Annotated in this window: 12 protein-coding genes; 8 read left to right on the top strand and 4 right to left on the bottom strand. The window is 66.6% G+C overall.

Going from position 1 to position 16006, the window contains the following annotated elements:
- Window positions 1–22: 22 nt before the first annotated feature.
- From IP83_RS19795 to IP83_RS02185, 5 genes are all read left to right on the top strand, one after another.
- Window positions 23–184, top strand: coding sequence for a hypothetical protein (locus IP83_RS19795; protein ID WP_156309541.1), 162 nt, complete (start codon window positions 23–25; stop codon window positions 182–184).
- Window positions 185–909: 725 nt separating this feature from the next.
- Window positions 910–1545, top strand: coding sequence for a TetR/AcrR family transcriptional regulator (locus tag IP83_RS02200; protein ID WP_054120578.1), 636 nt, complete (start codon window positions 910–912; stop codon window positions 1543–1545).
- A gap of 123 nt (window positions 1546–1668) precedes the next feature.
- Window positions 1669–2730, top strand: coding sequence for an efflux RND transporter periplasmic adaptor subunit (locus IP83_RS02195; protein WP_054120577.1), 1062 nt, complete (start codon window positions 1669–1671; stop codon window positions 2728–2730).
- Window positions 2731–2769: 39 nt separating this feature from the next.
- Window positions 2770–5820 (top strand): efflux RND transporter permease subunit, encoded by a 3051-nt coding sequence (locus tag IP83_RS02190; protein ID WP_054120576.1) that lies wholly within the window; start codon window positions 2770–2772, stop codon window positions 5818–5820.
- A 13-nt stretch (window positions 5821–5833) separates the two neighbouring features.
- Window positions 5834–7264: a TolC family protein gene (locus IP83_RS02185; RefSeq protein ID WP_054120575.1), complete on the top strand. Its 1431-nt coding sequence runs from the start codon at window positions 5834–5836 to the stop codon at window positions 7262–7264.
- On the opposite strand, the gene IP83_RS02180 is transcribed toward IP83_RS02185, so the two are convergent.
- From IP83_RS02180 to IP83_RS02170, 3 genes are read right to left on the bottom strand one after another with little or no spacing between them, the layout of a single operon-like run.
- On the bottom strand, window positions 7256–7669 hold the full coding sequence (locus IP83_RS02180) for a RidA family protein (protein WP_054120574.1): 414 nt from the start codon (window positions 7667–7669) through the stop codon (window positions 7256–7258). The genes IP83_RS02185 and IP83_RS02180 overlap by 9 nt on opposite strands.
- A gap of 24 nt (window positions 7670–7693) precedes the next feature.
- Window positions 7694–8323, bottom strand: a complete 630-nt coding sequence (locus IP83_RS02175) for a cytochrome c (protein WP_054120573.1) — start codon at window positions 8321–8323, stop codon at window positions 7694–7696.
- Complete coding sequence (locus IP83_RS02170; protein WP_054120572.1) at window positions 8323–9789, bottom strand: FAD-dependent oxidoreductase; 1467 nt, start codon at window positions 9787–9789, stop codon at window positions 8323–8325. Before IP83_RS02170 ends, IP83_RS02175 begins: the two co-directional genes overlap by 1 nt.
- A 144-nt stretch (window positions 9790–9933) precedes the next feature.
- On the opposite strand from IP83_RS02170, the gene IP83_RS02165 reads away from it, so the two are divergent.
- Both IP83_RS02165 and IP83_RS02160 read left to right on the top strand, forming a co-directional pair.
- Window positions 9934–11397 (top strand): NAD(P)/FAD-dependent oxidoreductase, encoded by a 1464-nt coding sequence (locus IP83_RS02165; RefSeq protein ID WP_054120571.1) that lies wholly within the window; start codon window positions 9934–9936, stop codon window positions 11395–11397.
- A 28-nt stretch (window positions 11398–11425) separates the two neighbouring features.
- The gene (locus IP83_RS02160) at window positions 11426–13597 is read left to right on the top strand and encodes a N,N-dimethylformamidase beta subunit family domain-containing protein (protein WP_054120570.1); all 2172 of its coding nucleotides are present in this window, start codon (window positions 11426–11428) and stop codon (window positions 13595–13597) included.
- A 22-nt stretch (window positions 13598–13619) separates the two neighbouring features.
- Here IP83_RS02160 and IP83_RS02155 read toward each other — a convergent pair whose 3' ends face one another.
- Window positions 13620–14231: a TetR/AcrR family transcriptional regulator gene (locus tag IP83_RS02155; RefSeq protein ID WP_054120569.1), complete on the bottom strand. Its 612-nt coding sequence runs from the start codon at window positions 14229–14231 to the stop codon at window positions 13620–13622.
- A gap of 314 nt (window positions 14232–14545) precedes the next feature.
- On the opposite strand from IP83_RS02155, the gene IP83_RS02150 reads away from it, so the two are divergent.
- The coding region (locus IP83_RS02150) for a TonB-dependent receptor (RefSeq protein WP_156309540.1) at window positions 14546–16006 on the top strand (1461 nt) is incomplete at its 3' end.

The following is a 16006-nucleotide window of genomic DNA, read 5'->3' as shown; positions in this document are numbered from 1 at the left end:
CGGCCGATGGCGGGGCAGGCGCATGACCGTGCATGCCCTGACCGCCGCCGAACGCGATTCGGCGCTTCTTGAACTGACCGGTTCGACGCTGCGCGGCGACGGACTGGCCATCTGCTGCAGCCTGATCAGTTCCCGTGCATCCTCGCGGCGACGGCGGGCTTCGCCCAGGCCAACCTGCGTGTAGGCCCAAGTGGCCAGCAGCTTCTCACGCCCGCCGATACGATCCTTGAGCCGCCAGAGCTCCCCCCCCCCCGGCTGGCGTGATCAGCATGAACATGTCCCCGCCGTCCGCCAGCTTGATCGCCTTCGTGCCGGGTTTGGCATTGCGGACGAGTACATCGGTCAGAGCCCCGGATTTCTTGGCCTCTCCTGGCTCTCTAGCACCAATATACCTCCAAGCGTTGGGGTATCGAGTGGGCCATTTTGCATATACCCCCCAATCATACCCCCGGCAGAAGGTGGCTGGATGCGAACGCGGGTGAACGCTTGCGGCCTGATAACCTCTAAACACCTTGGATATTTGGGGCTTGTCTAGACGCCAACGGACAGTGGCGGACAAGAAAATGGAGCGGTGAAGGGAATCGCAAATTTTTCTATAAATATTTGATTTAAAAACTTTATTCTGCGATATTCGCCTTAACAAGGCCCCTAAAAGTGCCCCGAAAGGGTCCGAAAGCACCGGTTCGGCGGCCTTTTGGGGAATCGCGATATGGTCGATACCCCGAAAACTATGATCGCAATCATTTCAGAAACCGGCAGTGGATGCCAGCAAACTCAAGCGGAATTGACAAACCGTAAGAAGATCCTCGCGGCGCGATCAGCGCTGCCGTCTTGTAAGGGCGTGCAAGCGGAACAGCCCGCGCGAACCAGCTGTTTACATATGTAAGGGATCGCTCATATAAATGAGCCATGACGAATCGCACTCTCAAGACGACGACCCTTGGCCGTCCCGCCAACCCGGAAGCGCGGGCCCACCGCCGCGAGCAGATCCTGCGCGGGGCGCGGGCATGCTTTCTGCGCAAGGGGTTCCACGCCGCAACCACCGCAGAAATCAGCGCCGAGGCGGGGGTCAGCGTGGCCAATATCTACCAGTATTTTCCGGCCAAGGAGCACCTGATCCGCGCGCTGATCGAGGAAGACCTCACCAGCGATCTTGATCTGGTCGACATGGTCGAGATGTCCGGCAGCTTCCGCAAGGGGCTGGAAATGACCTCGCGGATCGTCATCGCCGATCCGCAAGTGGCGCAGGACAGCATGCTGCGGCTCGAAATTCTCGCCGAAGCCTCGCGCAATCCTGAGATTGCCGCGGTGGTCAAGGCGGCGGACGAGCGACTGGTGGCCGCGATGGGCAGTCTCATCGCGCGCTACCAGGCAAAGGGCGAACTTCATGCCGAGATCAAACCCGATGCTGCAGCACGCCTTATCATCTCGCTATATGACGGGCTGATTGGACGGGTCGCATTGGGCGAACAGTCTGGCGTTGAACTTCTGACAGCTGCAGACAAGTTCATTTCGCGAGCTTTGGAAGAAATCATTATTCCGTAATGTACCTCGTGTCAAAGCCGATATATCGCATCATCATTCGTTAAGCGGCGGATTGTAGTTCCATCCTGATTAATTCAGCGAGATGCTTCTCGAAGGCATCTCGCTTGATTTATGGAGAATTAGATGAGTAAGACCTCATTTATATTTATCGCAAGCGGTGCCGCGCTGCTCTCGGCCTGTTCCGATCATGCCGCCAAGCCGGCAGAGACTGCCGCGCGCTCCGTCCTCGTCAGCCGTGTCGGCGAAGGTGCCGAGGCAGGAGACCGCGTCATCGGAACCGTGCGTTCGGTGCGCATGGACGTGGTCTCGGCCGAGCAGGGCGGGCGTGTCGTCGCGCTGCTCGCCGATGTCGGCGATCGGGTCGTCGCCGGCCAGATACTGGCTCGGCTCGATCCATCGGCACAGGCCTTGCGGGCAGAGGCAGCGGATGCAGAGAAATCACGCGCGGCGGTAGTTGCCGCTGAACGGGGTCGCAATGCCGAGCGCGTCCGCCAGCTCGCCGCCGACGGCACGGCCTCGCCCGCCGATCTCGATGCGGCGCTGGCCGAGGCGAACAGTGCCCGAGCGGCCTTGCGCGCAGCGGAAGCACAGGCGCGCATCGCCCAGCGCGACCGCAGCCTCACCGTCCTGCGTGCACCCGCCAGCGGCGTGATCGCGGCACGGCCGGCACAGCTTTCCGCCGTGCTTGCGCCAGGTGCGCCGATGTTCGAAATCGAAAGCGGCGGCGAGCGGCGCATCAGCGCACCGCTCGCGGCGAGCGTGGCCGCCCGGGTCAAGCCCGGCCAGCAGGTGCACTTCCGTGCCGGGGAAACGACCAGCGAAGCGCGCCTGCTTGGCCTGAATGCCCGCGAAAGCGGGGCAGGCGGCCGCGAGGCCAATTTCGCCGTCATCTCTGGCAACCCGGCACCGGGCGCGGTGGTGGAACTTCTGCTTCCCGGTCGCAGCGGCATCGCCGGTACAAACGTCCCGCAGGCCGCCATTCTCGAAGCGCGCGACGGCAGCCGCAAGGTGCTTGTCGTGACGCGCGAGAACAAGCTGCGCGGGGTGCCCGTGCGCCTTGTCAGCCTCGCCGGGCCCAATGCGCTTGTCGAAGGACCGCTCAAGACCGGCGAAGTCGTTGTCGCCGCCGGCGGTGAGTTCCTTGCACCGGGCGAGGCCGTGCGCCCCGTCTTTGCCACCCGCTAAGCGCGCCCCCGCCCGCGCCCGCGAACCAGGATCCCTCCCATGTCGATCACCGCCGTCGCGCTCCGCCGGAGCCGCTTCACGATTGCTGCCGCCATTGCCTTGCTCCTCGCGGGGCTCATGGTGCTGCTCGATTTTCCTGCCACCGAGGAACCCTTCATCCAGGTCCGCACCGCAACAGTCGAGGCCTATCTTCCCGGCGCCACCAGCGAGCGTACCGAGCAGCTGGTCGCCAAGCCGATCGAGGAGCGCCTGCGCGAAGTCGCCGATGTCAAGAACATCGAGACCAATGTCCGGCCCGGCTCGGTGTTCATGACGGTGACCTTGCACGACGGCACCGCTGCAAGCCGACTGCCTGCAATCTGGCAGCGCGTGCGCGTCAAGATGGAGGAAGTCCGCGCACAATTGCCGACAAACATGGGGCCGATACTGATCAACGATGAGTTCGCCCGCGTTTCGGTGCGCAGCCTCGCGCTCAGCGGCGAGGGCTACAGCGCCGGACAGCTGCAGGACTGGGCCCGCACGGTGCGCGAGCGGCTGCAGACCGTCGATGGGGCCGAACGCGTCTCGCTCCATGGCGTGCGCGAGGAACGCGTGTTCGTCGATCTCGATCCGGCGCGGCTGGCGGCGGCAGGCCTCAGCTACGAAGCGGTCGCGGGCCAGCTCGCCGAGCGCAACATTGCCGCTGCAGCAGGCGAGATCGACACCGGCCGCCGCCTCCTCGCGCTCGAGCCGACCGGCGATGTGCCCAATGCCGCCGCGCTGGGCAGCGTGCCGATCGCGCTGGCCAATGGCACCACCATGCCGCTCGGCACACTGGCGCGCATCACGCAGGCGCCCATCGATCCGCCGCAGACCGCAGTCGTCGTCAACGGCGCGCCTGCGGTCGTGCTCGGGGTCTCGATGCGCAGCGGGCTCAACGTGCTCTCGTTCGCCCAGCGCCTCGATGCGCGCCTTGCCGAAGTGCGCCCCTCGCTCCCCGCCGGTATGACGCTGACCGACATCACCGACCAGGCCCACGTGGTCGAGAAGGACCTGATGAAGGTCGGCCAGACCTTCATCGAGACGGTCGTCGTTGTCATGCTCGTCGTCGTGGCCTTCCTCGGCTGGCGCGCGGGTCTGGTCACCGGGGTGATCGTGCCGATGACGGTGATGGGCACGCTCGTGATCATGCGTTTGCTCGGCATCGAGCTGCACATGGTCTCGATCGCGGCGGTGATCATCTCGCTAGGCCTGTTCGTCGACAATGGCATCGTCGTGGTCGAAGACTACCAGCGCCGCCTCGGCCTTGGCGAAACCCCTGCCGCCGCTGCCGAGGCCGCCGGCCGCACGATGACCGCGCCGCTGCTCACCTCCAGCCTCGCGATCATCTTCGCCTTCGCTCCCCTCGCCGCCGGCAGCAGCGATACCGCCGAATACATGCGCAGTCTCGCGATCGTGCTGGCCATCACGCTGCTGCTCTCGCTGTTCCTTGCGCTGACGATCATTCCGCTGATGTCGCAGTACTTTGCCGGTGCGCATGACGCCGAACACGAGGACAAGGGCTGGCTCGCCAAGGTCAAGCGCTGGTACGAAGGCAAGGTCGGCTTCATCGTGACCCGCCCGCGCGTGATCGTGGGCGCGATGGCCGGGCTGCTGGTGCTGTCGCTCGCGATCTTCGCGACGATCCCGCCGCAGCTCCTCGCCGCCTCGGCCCGCCCGCAACTGCAGATCCCGGCGGAACTGCCTGCCGGCGCCTCGACCCGCGCAAGCTACACGCTTGCGCTCGAGATGTCGCGCCTGCTGGCCGACCGCAAGCAGCTGCCCGAGCTCACCGGCAACGCGATCTACGTCAACGACGGCGGTCCGCGCTTCATCCTCGGCCTCAATCCGCCGCTGCCTGCGCCGCACCGCATCTATGCCGTCGTCAATCTCGACAAGCATGCGGATATCGAAGCCACGCGCGACAAGCTACGCCACTTGCTGGCGGCGCGCTTCCCCGAGGCGCGGATCGAGCCCAAGCGCTTCTCGCTCGGTGTGTCCGAAGCAGGCACGGCGGTGTTCCGCCTTGCCGGGCCGGATCGCGGCGAACTCGAACGCGGGGCAGCGCAATTGAAGCAGGCGCTCGCCAAGGTGCCCGGGATCACCGACATCCGCGACGACGCCGAAGGCCGCATTGCCCGCCTGGTCGTCGATATCGACCAGGGTCGTGCGCTGGCAGCCGGCGTGTCCTCGGCAGCGGTTGCCCGCTCGCTGGAAACGGCAACGGCCGGTACTCCGGTCAGCGTGCTGCGCGAAGGCGATGTGCTGGTGCCGGTCGTGCTGCGCGCCGGTGAGGACGACCGGCGCGCGCCCGAACGGCTCGCCGCGCTGCCGGTGTTCGGCGCCCAGGGCAGCGTGCCACTCGGCCAGATCGCAAAGGTGCGCCTTGCCAGCCAGGCCAGCGTGCTGGTGCGCCGCAACCAGAGCCCGGTGATCACTGTCACCGCGCGCCATCCGACCCTCTCGTCGCAGGAAATCGTCGATGCGGTCGCCCCTGCCGTCGAAGGCCTCAAGCTGGCGCCGGGGCACGAAGTTCAGCTCGGCGGCGAGATCGAGGAGAGCCGCACTTCAAACGCCAGCATCGAACTCTACTTCCCGGTCGCGCTCCTCGGCATGGCCGCGCTGTTCCTCTGGCAGTTTGGTTCGCTGCGCAAGACCACGATCATCATGGCTTCGATCCCCTTCGTGCTGATCGGTGCCTCGCTCGGCCTCAAGCTCAGCGGCGAGGCGATGAGCTTCACCGCAACGCTCGGGCTGCTCGCGCTCGCCGGGATCATCGTCAACAACGCGGTGCTTTTGATCGAGCGGATCCAGGAAGAGCGCGAGGCGGGCCTTGCCATCAACGATGCCGTCGCCACCGCCGCTGCGGTCCGCCTGCGCCCGATCGTGATGACCAAGCTCGCCTGCATCATGGGCCTCGTGCCGCTTTACCTCTTCGGCGGCGAGCTGTGGCAGCCGATGGGCGCCGCGATGATCGGCGGCCTCGCGCTCGGCACGCTCATAACCCTTGTCCTCATTCCGGCCCTCTACGCGCTGCTGTTCCGCGAACAGCAGGCCCCGGCCGCAGCCTGACGGAGACCTCCTGATGACGAAACCGCTTTTCCCCGCCATCGCGCTCGCCCTGCTGCTGGCCGGATGCGCAGGCGCACCGCCGCCCAAGCCGGTGCCGTCCGCGCCTGCCGCCGAGTGGAGTGCAGCTGACCCTGCGCTGACGGGCGCCGCGATGCGCTTTGACTGGTGGACCGCGTTCGGTTCGGCAGAGCTGGACCGGCTGGTCGGCGACGCGCTTGCCGCCAACCACGAGATTGCTGCAGCCTATGCCAATCTCAAGGCGGCTGGCGCCCTCGCGCGCGAAGCTCGCCAGCTCAGTCTGCCGCAAGGCGGGCTCAGCGGCGGCATCCAGCGCCTTCGCGAACCATCGGCCACACAGCCGCCGATCTTCCGCACCCCCGGCGCCTTCCCGGACATGACCATCGCCACCATCGGCAGCGAGCTTTCGTGGGAGACCGATTTTGTCGGCGCGCGCGGCAAGACGGCGCGCGCAGCGCTGGCCGATGCGCGCTCCGCTTTGTGGCAGCGCCGACAGGTCGAGGCGGCGGTCGCAGCGCAAGTCGTCCGCGCCTGGCTCGATCTGTCGCGCACCCGGCAGCTTGCATCGCTCACCGACGGCCGGATCGCAGTGCTCGACGAGATGATCGCGATGACCGCGCGCCGTGTGGCGAGCGGCGGCGGCACCGAGGCCGACCTTGCCGCGCTGCGCCAGACGCGCGAGCAGCTGGCCGGCGAGCAGCCTGCACTGGCAGCCTTGCAGCGCAGCGCGCTGCGACGGCTGGCGGTGCTCACCGCCCGCGATCCGGTGGCGTTCGTGGCGGAGGGAGCCAAGCTGGCTGCCGAGGCGCGTACGCCCGATGCGCTGGCGGCGGACGATCCGCGCACCCTGTTGCGCATGCGGCCCGATGTCCAGATTGCCGAAGCGCGCCTTGCCGCCGCGTTCGAGCGCGCCGGCGCTTCGCGCGCGGCGCTCTATCCCAGCCTGTCGCTGGGCGCGACCGGCGGGCTTGCCGCCACGCCGGCGGACTTCGGCTCGCCCGGCGCATTCCGCTTCGCCATCGGACCCGCGCTCAACTGGGGCATCTTCAATCTTGGCCGGGTCAAGGCCGGGATCGCCGCTGCCGATGCCACCAGCGAAGCCGCCGCCGCGCAGTGGCAGCAGACCCTGCTGGCCGCCGTCGAGGAAGCTGACGGCGCGATCGACAACTGGCTCGCCGCGCGCAAGGCCGCCGCCACCGCGCGCCGCGCCGAAGCAGCCGCGCAGGTCCTGCTCGAGGCCGCTCGGAGCCGCCAGCGCGCGGGCACCATACCGGCCTACGCCCTCGCACAGGCCGAAGCCGACCATCTTGCCGCCCGCACGGCGCAGGCCTCCGCCGAGGCGGCCGAGCGCGATGCCTGGGCCTTTGCCAACCTCGCGCTCGGCGCGGGCTGGCGCGACGAGGATAACCAGGCGCCGTCAGGCTGAGGCTGCGCCCGATCCCGCAACCGCGGTCGCCCGGACTTCGACGAGCAGGCCCGGGATCGCCAGCTGGCTCACGCCGATGGCGGTCCAGGCTGGGTAGCGGTCGGGGAAAAAGGCATCCTTTGTGGCCATGAAGGCCTCCATGTCCGAATGGAGATCGGTGTGGAAGGTGGTGAGTTCGACCACATCGGCCATCGTGGCCCCGGCCGCGGCAAGGATTGCCTGCAGCGACAGGAAGGCAAGACGGGCTTGTTCGGCCATGCCATCGGCCGGGTTCATCTCGGCATCAATGCCGACCTGCCCCGAGACCCAGATGGTGTCCCCCACCTTGTTGGCCTGCGCGAAGTGGAACGTCTCGTAGGCATATTCAGCTTGCGGAAGATTGATGATCTCACGGGGCGTGCTCATCGCGGGGTATCCTTTCTGGAACGGTCAGCGGCGGGCGGGGTCAAGGCTGGCAAGATAAGCGGCGATGGCCCGCCGCTCTGCGGGCGTGCGTGCAGAGGCCACCATCTTCATCATTCCGCTCGGCTCGTTGCGGGTGCCCTCGGCAAAGGCGTCGAGCTGGCGGGCGAGATAGTCCGCTCCCTGCCCCGCCAGGCGCGGGAAGGCTTGCATGCCGGTATAGGCCTCGCCGTGGCAGGCGGCGCAGCCACCGGCCTGCGCAAGCTTCCTGCCCTGGGTGAGCATCGCCTTCGGGCCGGGCGCATAGGGATTGGGGCGGGCCGGTTGCCGCGCGTAGTAGGCCGCCAGATCGGCAATCTCCGGTTCGCCGAGCTGCATTGCCAGGGGGCCCATATTGGGGTTCCGCCGCGCGCCGGATGCAAAGGCGCGCAGCTGCGTCTCGATATAGGCCGCAGGCAGGGCGGCAAGGTTGGGGTAGCGCGGATTGACCGATTGGCCCTTGTCGCCATGGCAGAAAGCGCAGCTGTCAACCTTGCTCGGCCAGGCCAGTTGCTCGCCGGCAGGCGGCGTGGACTGGCCCGTCTGCAGGCGCCCTTGCGCCATGGCGCCGTTGGCAAGCGCGAGCGCCGCAAGCGCGGGCAGGACAAGGCGGCGCATCAGGCGTCTCCCCGCATCGCAACAAGGCTGTTCAGCGCTTGGAGCGCGGCCTTGTGACCCGAACGGACCGCCCCATCCATATAGCCGGCCCAGATCTCGGCGGTCTCGGTGCCCGACCAGATCAGCCGACCGCATGGCGGATGCAGCGCGGGCCCGTGCCGGCTCCAGAAGCCCGGCGGGATCGCCGAGACGCAAGTGATTGTCCAGGGATCGTCCTGCCCCCAGTCGTGATCGTGAAAGCCGATCGGTTGCAGCGCTTCGGGCCCCAGCGCGTCGGCATAGATCTGCGTGTGGATGCGCTTCGCCGCTTCGGGTTCGAGCGGCATCGATCCGTTCTTGAGGAAGGCGTTGATGATTCCGATTTCGCCCCCTGCGGGCGAATTGTCATAGGCCCAGACGATCGGGCCGCCATCGGCGAAGATATGCCCGTTGAGGCCCTTCGCGCGCCAGAACGGGCGGGCATAGACCATCGCTGTCTTGCGGCCCGGCGAATGCGCGGGCCATGCGCGGTGGAGCGCGGCGCGCGCAGGCGGTAGCGGCGGGTCGAAGGCGATCTGGTTGGCGAGCGGCGGGCTCAGCGCCATGATCACCTGCCGCGCGCGGATCGCGCCGCGGTCTGTTTCGATGGTGACGACCGCGCTGTCCCATCCGCTGATCCGGCGCACCGGCGACGACAGCCGCACATGGGCCCCCAGCGCCTCGGCCATGCGGATCGAAAGCATCTGCGAGCCGCCTTCGATGCGGGTCTCCTGCGCGCTGCCCCTGATGCCATCGAGCCGGGTGAACTGGCTGTCGGCCGAGTTGATCATCGAGAGGTAGTGCAGCAGCCCCATGCGCGCCGGGGGCGTGCCGCCTGAAAGACTGATGCTGCTGTCCCAGCCCATGCGCTCCTCAGGCTTGATCGCCTTGCCAGCCAGCCAGTCGCCGAGCGACAGCCGGTCGAGTTCGGCCACCTTGGAAGAGGTCCACGGCGCGCCGCAAGGCACCTCGCGTGCCATGGCGCTGAGCTCCTGCTCGAGCGCCGGATCGGTGCCGAACGCGCCGTCAAGGTCGACCGCGACCTGCCCGCCGCCGGCGAGTACCACCGTCTTGCCCTTGTAGTAGGTCGGGAAGGTGCCGATGCCGAGCTGTCGGGCAAGATCTGCCACGGCGGTCTGTCCTGGGCCGATCCACTGGCCGCCGACCTCGCTGAAATGCCCGTTGCCGGCATCCCAATTGAGCGTGCGTCCTCCCACCCGGTCGCGCGCCTCGATCACGGCGAACGACCGGCAGCCCGCCGCTGCCAGATCCCGCGCGGCGGTGAGCCCGGCAAGGCCTGCGCCGATCACGGCGATGTCGAGCACCGCCGCATCCTCGGCGGCCGCTACCGGAACAGCGGGCAAGCCGGCCACCACGGCAGAGGCCCCCGCCAGCTTGAGCATGGCGCGACGGCCCAGTCTGCGCGTCTCCTGAACGTCCCCGGTCATGCGATCCTCCTCCCGCGAGCCGCCAACGGCTTCACCGCCACCATCGAGCCTGATAATCTTATAGTCAATTATAAAAATAGTTTGACTCCAAACATACTGAGGCGTCACTTTGGTGTGGGATCGCAGTACACTGGATCGAGGAAGATGGACGCAGCCACCCGTGACGATATGCCACTGGATGTCGTGATCATCGGCGCCGGGCTCTCTGGCATCGGCGCGGCGGCGCAGCTGCGGCAGAAGGCCCCGCGCAAGTCGCTGGCGGTGCTGGAAGCACGCAGTGCGATTGGCGGTACCTGGGACTTGTTCCGCTATCCCGGCGTGCGCTCCGACAGCGATATGCACACACTGGGCTATGCCTGCAAACCCTGGCCGCTCCGGCATTCGATCGCTTCGGGGGCCGAGATCCGACGCTATATCGAGGATGCAGCGCAGGAGTTCGGGATTGCGCCGCTGATCCGCTACAACCACCGCGTGCTGGCCGCCGATTGGGACAGCGGCGCGCAGGTCTGGCGCCTCTCCGTTTCCGTGGACGGCGGCGCGCCCGGGGAACTGCGTTGCCGCTTCCTCCATCTCTGTTCGGGTTATTACGATTACGGGCAAGGCTATACGCCCGAGCTGCCCGGGATCGGGCGTTTTCGCGGCACCGTGGTGCATCCGCAGCACTGGCCGGAAGAGCTGGATTACAACGGTAAGGCCGTCGTCATCATCGGCTCGGGCGCGACGGCGGTGACGCTTCTGCCCGCGATGGCGCAAAGCGCGGCTCGGGTAACCATGCTGCAGCGTTCACCCGGTTACGTGATCTCACGACCTACACGTGATGCCGTCTCCAGCCTCGTCCGCTTTCTTCTGCCGAAGGCGCTGGGCTACAGGATGCTGCGCTGGAAACACCTTCACGAACAGCGCTGGCTGTTCAGGACGGCGCGCAAGCATCCCGAGCGCGTGCGTCGCCAACTCATCCGCCGGGTCGCGGCAGCGCTGGGCAACGCAGACTATGCGCGCAAACACTTCGCGCCGCGCTACGATCCCTGGGACGAGCGGCTCTGTCTTGTTCCCGACAATGATCTGTTCAAGGCGATCCGCTCCGGCAAGGCTGGCGTTGAAACCGATCACATCGACCGCTTCGAGGAGAACGGCATTCGCCTGAAGTCGGGCAAGTTGCTTGTCGCCGACGTGGTGGTGACGGCCACCGGGCTCAATCTCAACTTTGCGGGCGGTCTGCCCCTTGCGCTCGATGGCAAGCCGGTGCGCCTTCCCGAACACGTCACCTATCGCAGCTGCATGATCGACGGCGTGCCCAACCTCGCCTTCGCGTTCGGCTACACCAATTCCTCGTTCACGCTGCGCACCGATCTCGTCGCCGACTTCGTAAGCCGTCTGCTGAACCACATGGACGCCACCGGGCGCAGGGTGGTGCGGCCTTTGGCCCCGCCGGACATGGCGCGCCGGCCATGGTTTGACGATTTCCTACCCGGTTACATCAAGCGCGCCATCGAGACCCTGCCGCAACAGGGCGATGCGCCGCTCTGGCGCAACAGCCAGGACTACGAAGCGGATCGGCGCCTCTTTGCCGAAGTGCCGCTGACCGACCCGTCACTCGCCTACGAATGAATTCGCGAGATCATGGAGAGAACCGAAGATGAGCAAGCTTGTCGCCGCCTATCCGTCCCAGCTCGTCGTTCGCCCGGGCGAGGACGTCGCTTTCCATGTCCATGCAGAGCAGCCGCTGACGTGCGTCGTCGATCTTGTGCGCGTGGTGCAGGGGGACCCGGCGCTGCCGCTCGATCTCCCACAGGTCGAGGCGCCGTTTGCCGGACAGCTGGATGTCGGACCCCAGCCGATCGCGGCGGGCTCGTTCGCCGAACTGGTCCCCGAGGCCCCGTCGGCATTGGCCGAGTGGAGCATCGCGCTCGCCCTGCAGCCGACTGTGCCGGGCTCGGGTGCCGAAGGGTTCCTCGCCCTGCTTGACGAAGGCGGCGAACCGGTTCTGCAACTTCTCCTCGATGAAGAGGGCAGGCCCATGGTGCAGGTCGAGATGCTGGGCGGCATGGCCGAGCTGGCGCTGCCGCTGCGCCTGCCGCACCACCGCTGGACCTTGCTGACGCTCTCCGGCCACACCGGCGGGCTGCGGCTCGGCGCACGGATTTTGAGCGAGGGGCCTGCCGACCATGCCGGGGAGGCAGAGCGCGCGGTGCTGGCTTCGCTCCCGCCCTTGCGCCTCGAACGCTTGCTCCTCGCGCGCGGGCACCGGAAGGGCCGGTCGTTCGACGGCAAGCTCGATGCGATCCGCATGCTTTCGCGCTGCGCGGATCGAGAGGCGCTGGAAGCGCTTGTGCTCGATCCTGCACCCTCAGATCCCGCGCTGGCCGCCGCGATCGACTTTGCCGAAGGCACCGGCTCGCCCGCCGTGCATAGCAGCACCGGGCCGCGCTGGTCCGGCGAGACGCACAACCTGCCCTCGCGCGGGGTCAAAGGCGTGCGGTGGGACGGGACCTGCCACGATTGGCGGCTGGCCCCGGCGCATTACGGCGCGGCACATTTCCGCTCGGACAATATCTACGACATGGGCTGGGCGCCAAGCTTTACGTGGACGGTCCCGGCAGACTTGCGCTCGGGCGCCTATGCCGCGCGGTTCACCGATCCCGATGGCGGGCGGGCCTATGCCACGGTCTTCGTCGAACCGGCGGGCGCATGCCACGACACCGTGTTCCTCGCCTCGACCGCGACCTACCTTGCCTATGCCAACGAGACCGTGTCGCTGCGGCTGACCGAAATGCTGTACGGCGTGCTGCCGCCAGTGCCGGACGAACTGGTGCCATTGCTGGCACACCCCGAATTCGGCACCTCGCTCTACGAGCACCACGCCGATGGTTCCGGCGTGCGCACCTCCTCATGGCTGCGCCCGCTGTTCAACCTGCGTCCCGAGACGCGGATGTGGTCGTTCAACGCCGACACCGCGATCACCTCCTGGCTCGAACAGGTCGCGCCGGGCTATGACACGGTCACCGATCATGGCCTTCACGCACGCGGCGTCGCGGCGCTGGAAGGTGCGCGCGTGGTCGTCACCGGTACGCACCCCGAATATGTCAGCGACGAGATCCTCGATGGGCTCGAGGCCTTTCTCGCGCGCGGCGGGCGGCTGATCTACATGGGCGGCAACGGGTTTTACTGGCGCACTGCGTTCTCTGCGCATTACCCCGCCGCGATCGAGATCCGCCGCGCCGAGGACGGGACCCGCGCATGGGTGGAGACGCCGGGCGAATATGTGCAGGAGTTCGATGGCCGGCTCGGCGGTCTGTGGCGGCGCTGCGGGCGACCGCCCAACCGGCTCGTCGGCGTGGGCTTTGCCGCGCAAGGCTTCCTGACCGGCGCCGCCTATCGCCGCCAGCCCGCCGCGGCCGATCCGCGCGCGGCGTTCATTGTGGAAGGGGTGACTGGCGATCTCATCGGCGCGCACGGCGCACGCGGTGGCGGTGCCGCTTCGGAGGAAATCGACCGCTGGGACCCGGCGCTCGGTTCGCCGCCGCATGCTCTCGTGCTGGCCTCGTCTGAAGGACACGGCCCGGACATGCTCAAGGTCAACGAGGAATTCAGCGCGACGATGCCCTACCTGCAGGACGCGGACGTGCGCGCAGACCTCACGTTCTTCGAGACACAGGGCGGCGGCGCGGTGTTCTCGACCGGCTCGATCGGATGGGCCGGCGCGCTCGCCACGGATGGTTTCGACAACGATGTCGCGCGCATTACCGGCAATGTCCTGGGGCGCTTCCGCGATCCGGCGCCGTTTGCATGGCCGCAAGGCGAGGGTTGAACTCCAGAATCTGCCGCCGATCTCAGTCGGCGGCAGAAGCACCTGCCAGCACCAGCGACACCTGGTCCTTCAGCGATTGCAGGGTCGCCGCAAGATCGGCGCTTTCGGTCGAGACCCAACCCGTGAACTCTGCTTCGACCAGATTGAAGATCGTCCGCGCTACGAGATCGGTGGCATAGGTCGCCGACAGCTTGCCATCGGCCTTGAGCCGCTCGATCTGGGCATTGAGCTGGACGATATAGGGCCGGTTGAGCTGCTCCATCTCGCTGCCGCTCAGCAGCACCGGCATCACATGCCGGAGCAGTGCACGGTCGTACTGCCGCGCATAAGCGAAGAACCCCTCGATTACCGCGAAGATGATCTTGACGCCCGATCCGCGCATCTTGCGCACCCGCGCATCGATCCGGGCGATTTCCTCTTCGGCTTCGAGCGTGAGCGCATGGACCAGCAGGTCCGACTTCTTGGCGAAGTAATTGTAGAGCGTGCCGACCGCTACATCTGCGGCATAGGCGATATCCTCGACGGAAGTTTCCTCGAAGCCGCGATGCCGGAACAAGGTCAGCGCCTCGGTCAGAATGCGCTGGCGAGTCGCGGCCTTCTTGCGTTCGCGCAGGCCGCGGGTGGGGGCGTCCATCTGGGTTCCTCAAAATCTGGTCAGGGAGAACGCCCTGCCACGTCAAAGTTGCCGTGCCGTGCACAGGCGCGCAAGCCAAATCCTCCCTTATCGACCATAAAATTGGGATCGTAACAAAAATGGAGTCGACCTTGATGCGCCACACTGTCCGGTTTTCCGGGATTTACGCCTCCCAAAGTTTTGTGGCGCCGGGGCATTCGGCGGGTTGAAACATGAGGGACGCTAAAAATAGTATTGACTCATAAAAATAGGCAACTCATGTTTTGCTGTGGAAACGCCCGGCGGGCAGCGAGGCGTCGAACGAGGGGAAGACCATGCGCCATATTGCGAAGAGTGCCTTGCTGCTGGGGGCAGCCTTTGTTGCCGAGCCCTGCCTTGCGCAGGCGGCGGACCCAGTGCCAGAAGGTGAAATCGTCGTCACAGCCCAGAAACGCGAGCAGCGCCTGACCGATACGCCGCTGGCGATCAGCGCCTTTGGTGAAGACGCGCTCAAGGCGCGCGGCACGAATTCGATCTCCGACCTCGTTTCCAGCGCCCCGGGCCTCAGCGGCGCGCAAGTCTCGGGCACCCAGCCGCTGCTGACCATTCGCGGCATCGGCACCAACGACTTCTCGATCGGCGTCGATCCGGCACTCGGCATCTACGTCGACGAAGTCTACATCGGCCGCTCGGCGGGCGCGATCACCAACATTTTCGACGTCGACCGCGTCGAAGTGGTCAAGGGCCCGCAAGGTACGCTGTTCGGCCGCAACACCACGGCGGGCGCGATCAGCATCGTGCGCAACCAGCCCAAGGACCGGTTCGAGGCCCACGCCGATGCGGAATACGGCAGCTTCAACCTGTTCTCGGTCTCGGGCGTGGTCAACGCGCCGCTGACCGATACCGTCGCCGCCCGCGCCTCGCTCTATTACCGCAAGCGCGATGGCGACAATCGCCGTGTGCTCGGCGGACCTGCGGCCGAACGCATCGATTCGTTCTCGGGCCGCGCTGCTCTGCGCTACAAGGGCGCGAACCTGACCTACGACCTCAATGTCGATTATCAGCGCGACCGCAACGGCGGGCCGGCCTATCAGTCGTTCACCTTCAACGGCGACCGGCCTGCGCTCGGTTACTACGACACCGCCACCGATCTCGGGGACCGCGACAGCAAGGCCGACCGTGATGTTGTGCTGGTAAGCGGGCGCGGGACGCTTGATCTCGGAAGCCTCAGCCTCACATCGATCACCGCCTACCGGCACTACAAGGTCGATTATCTTGAAGACACTGACGGCGGGCCAACCACGATCCTCAACTTCGGCACCAAGGAGAAGCAGGACGCCTGGTCACAGGAACTGCGCCTGAACTACACCGGCGAAAAGGTCGACGCATTCCTCGGTGCCAGCATTTTCGAAGAGAAGCTCGATTCGCGCAGCGCTGCGATCTATGACGAGGAAGCGGTCTGCGGCGGCATCGCCCGCGCCAATGGCGCCGGCACCTTGCCTTGCGGCATCCTGCTGAATGCGCTGTCGGGCGGTCTGGTTCCGGTCGAATTCACCGGCCTGCCGCGCGTGCAGGAAGATGTTCTCGCCACCGGCAAGTTCTCGAGCTGGGGCATCTATGGCGATTTCACCTTCCGCCCTGTCAAGGGCCTCGAACTGATCCTCGGCGCGCGCTATTCCTCCGACCGCAAGCGCGTGACGATCGATGTGCCGGCCCCGGTCACATCGCTCGCGCCGATCGTGGCGGGCGCACCGAGCCTCTACGTGCAGTCCACGAGCGGCGTGCTTGCTCCGCCG

The sequence above is a fragment of the Novosphingobium sp. AAP93 genome (assembly GCF_001296055.1).
In the GTDB taxonomy this organism is placed as follows: Bacteria; Pseudomonadota; Alphaproteobacteria; order Sphingomonadales; family Sphingomonadaceae; genus Novosphingobium.
This window is presented reverse-complemented; position numbering and strand designations above follow the sequence as displayed.

What these genes read in the sequence shown, in the direction of transcription:
- IP83_RS19795 (WP_156309541.1), top strand. Translation starts at nt 23, where the DNA reads ATGACCGTGCATGCCCTGACCGCCGCCGAACGCGATTCGGCGCTTCTT.
- IP83_RS02200 (WP_054120578.1), top strand. Translation starts at nt 910, where the DNA reads ATGACGAATCGCACTCTCAAGACGACGACCCTTGGCCGTCCCGCCAAC.
- IP83_RS02195 (WP_054120577.1), top strand. Translation starts at nt 1,669, where the DNA reads ATGAGTAAGACCTCATTTATATTTATCGCAAGCGGTGCCGCGCTGCTC.
- IP83_RS02190 (WP_054120576.1), top strand. Translation starts at nt 2,770, where the DNA reads ATGTCGATCACCGCCGTCGCGCTCCGCCGGAGCCGCTTCACGATTGCT.
- IP83_RS02185 (WP_054120575.1), top strand. Translation starts at nt 5,834, where the DNA reads ATGACGAAACCGCTTTTCCCCGCCATCGCGCTCGCCCTGCTGCTGGCC.
- IP83_RS02180 (WP_054120574.1), bottom strand. Translation starts at nt 7,669, where the DNA reads ATGAGCACGCCCCGTGAGATCATCAATCTTCCGCAAGCTGAATATGCC.
- IP83_RS02175 (WP_054120573.1), bottom strand. Translation starts at nt 8,323, where the DNA reads ATGCGCCGCCTTGTCCTGCCCGCGCTTGCGGCGCTCGCGCTTGCCAAC.
- IP83_RS02170 (WP_054120572.1), bottom strand. Translation starts at nt 9,789, where the DNA reads ATGACCGGGGACGTTCAGGAGACGCGCAGACTGGGCCGTCGCGCCATG.
- IP83_RS02165 (WP_054120571.1), top strand. Translation starts at nt 9,934, where the DNA reads ATGGACGCAGCCACCCGTGACGATATGCCACTGGATGTCGTGATCATC.
- IP83_RS02160 (WP_054120570.1), top strand. Translation starts at nt 11,426, where the DNA reads ATGAGCAAGCTTGTCGCCGCCTATCCGTCCCAGCTCGTCGTTCGCCCG.
- IP83_RS02155 (WP_054120569.1), bottom strand. Translation starts at nt 14,231, where the DNA reads ATGGACGCCCCCACCCGCGGCCTGCGCGAACGCAAGAAGGCCGCGACT.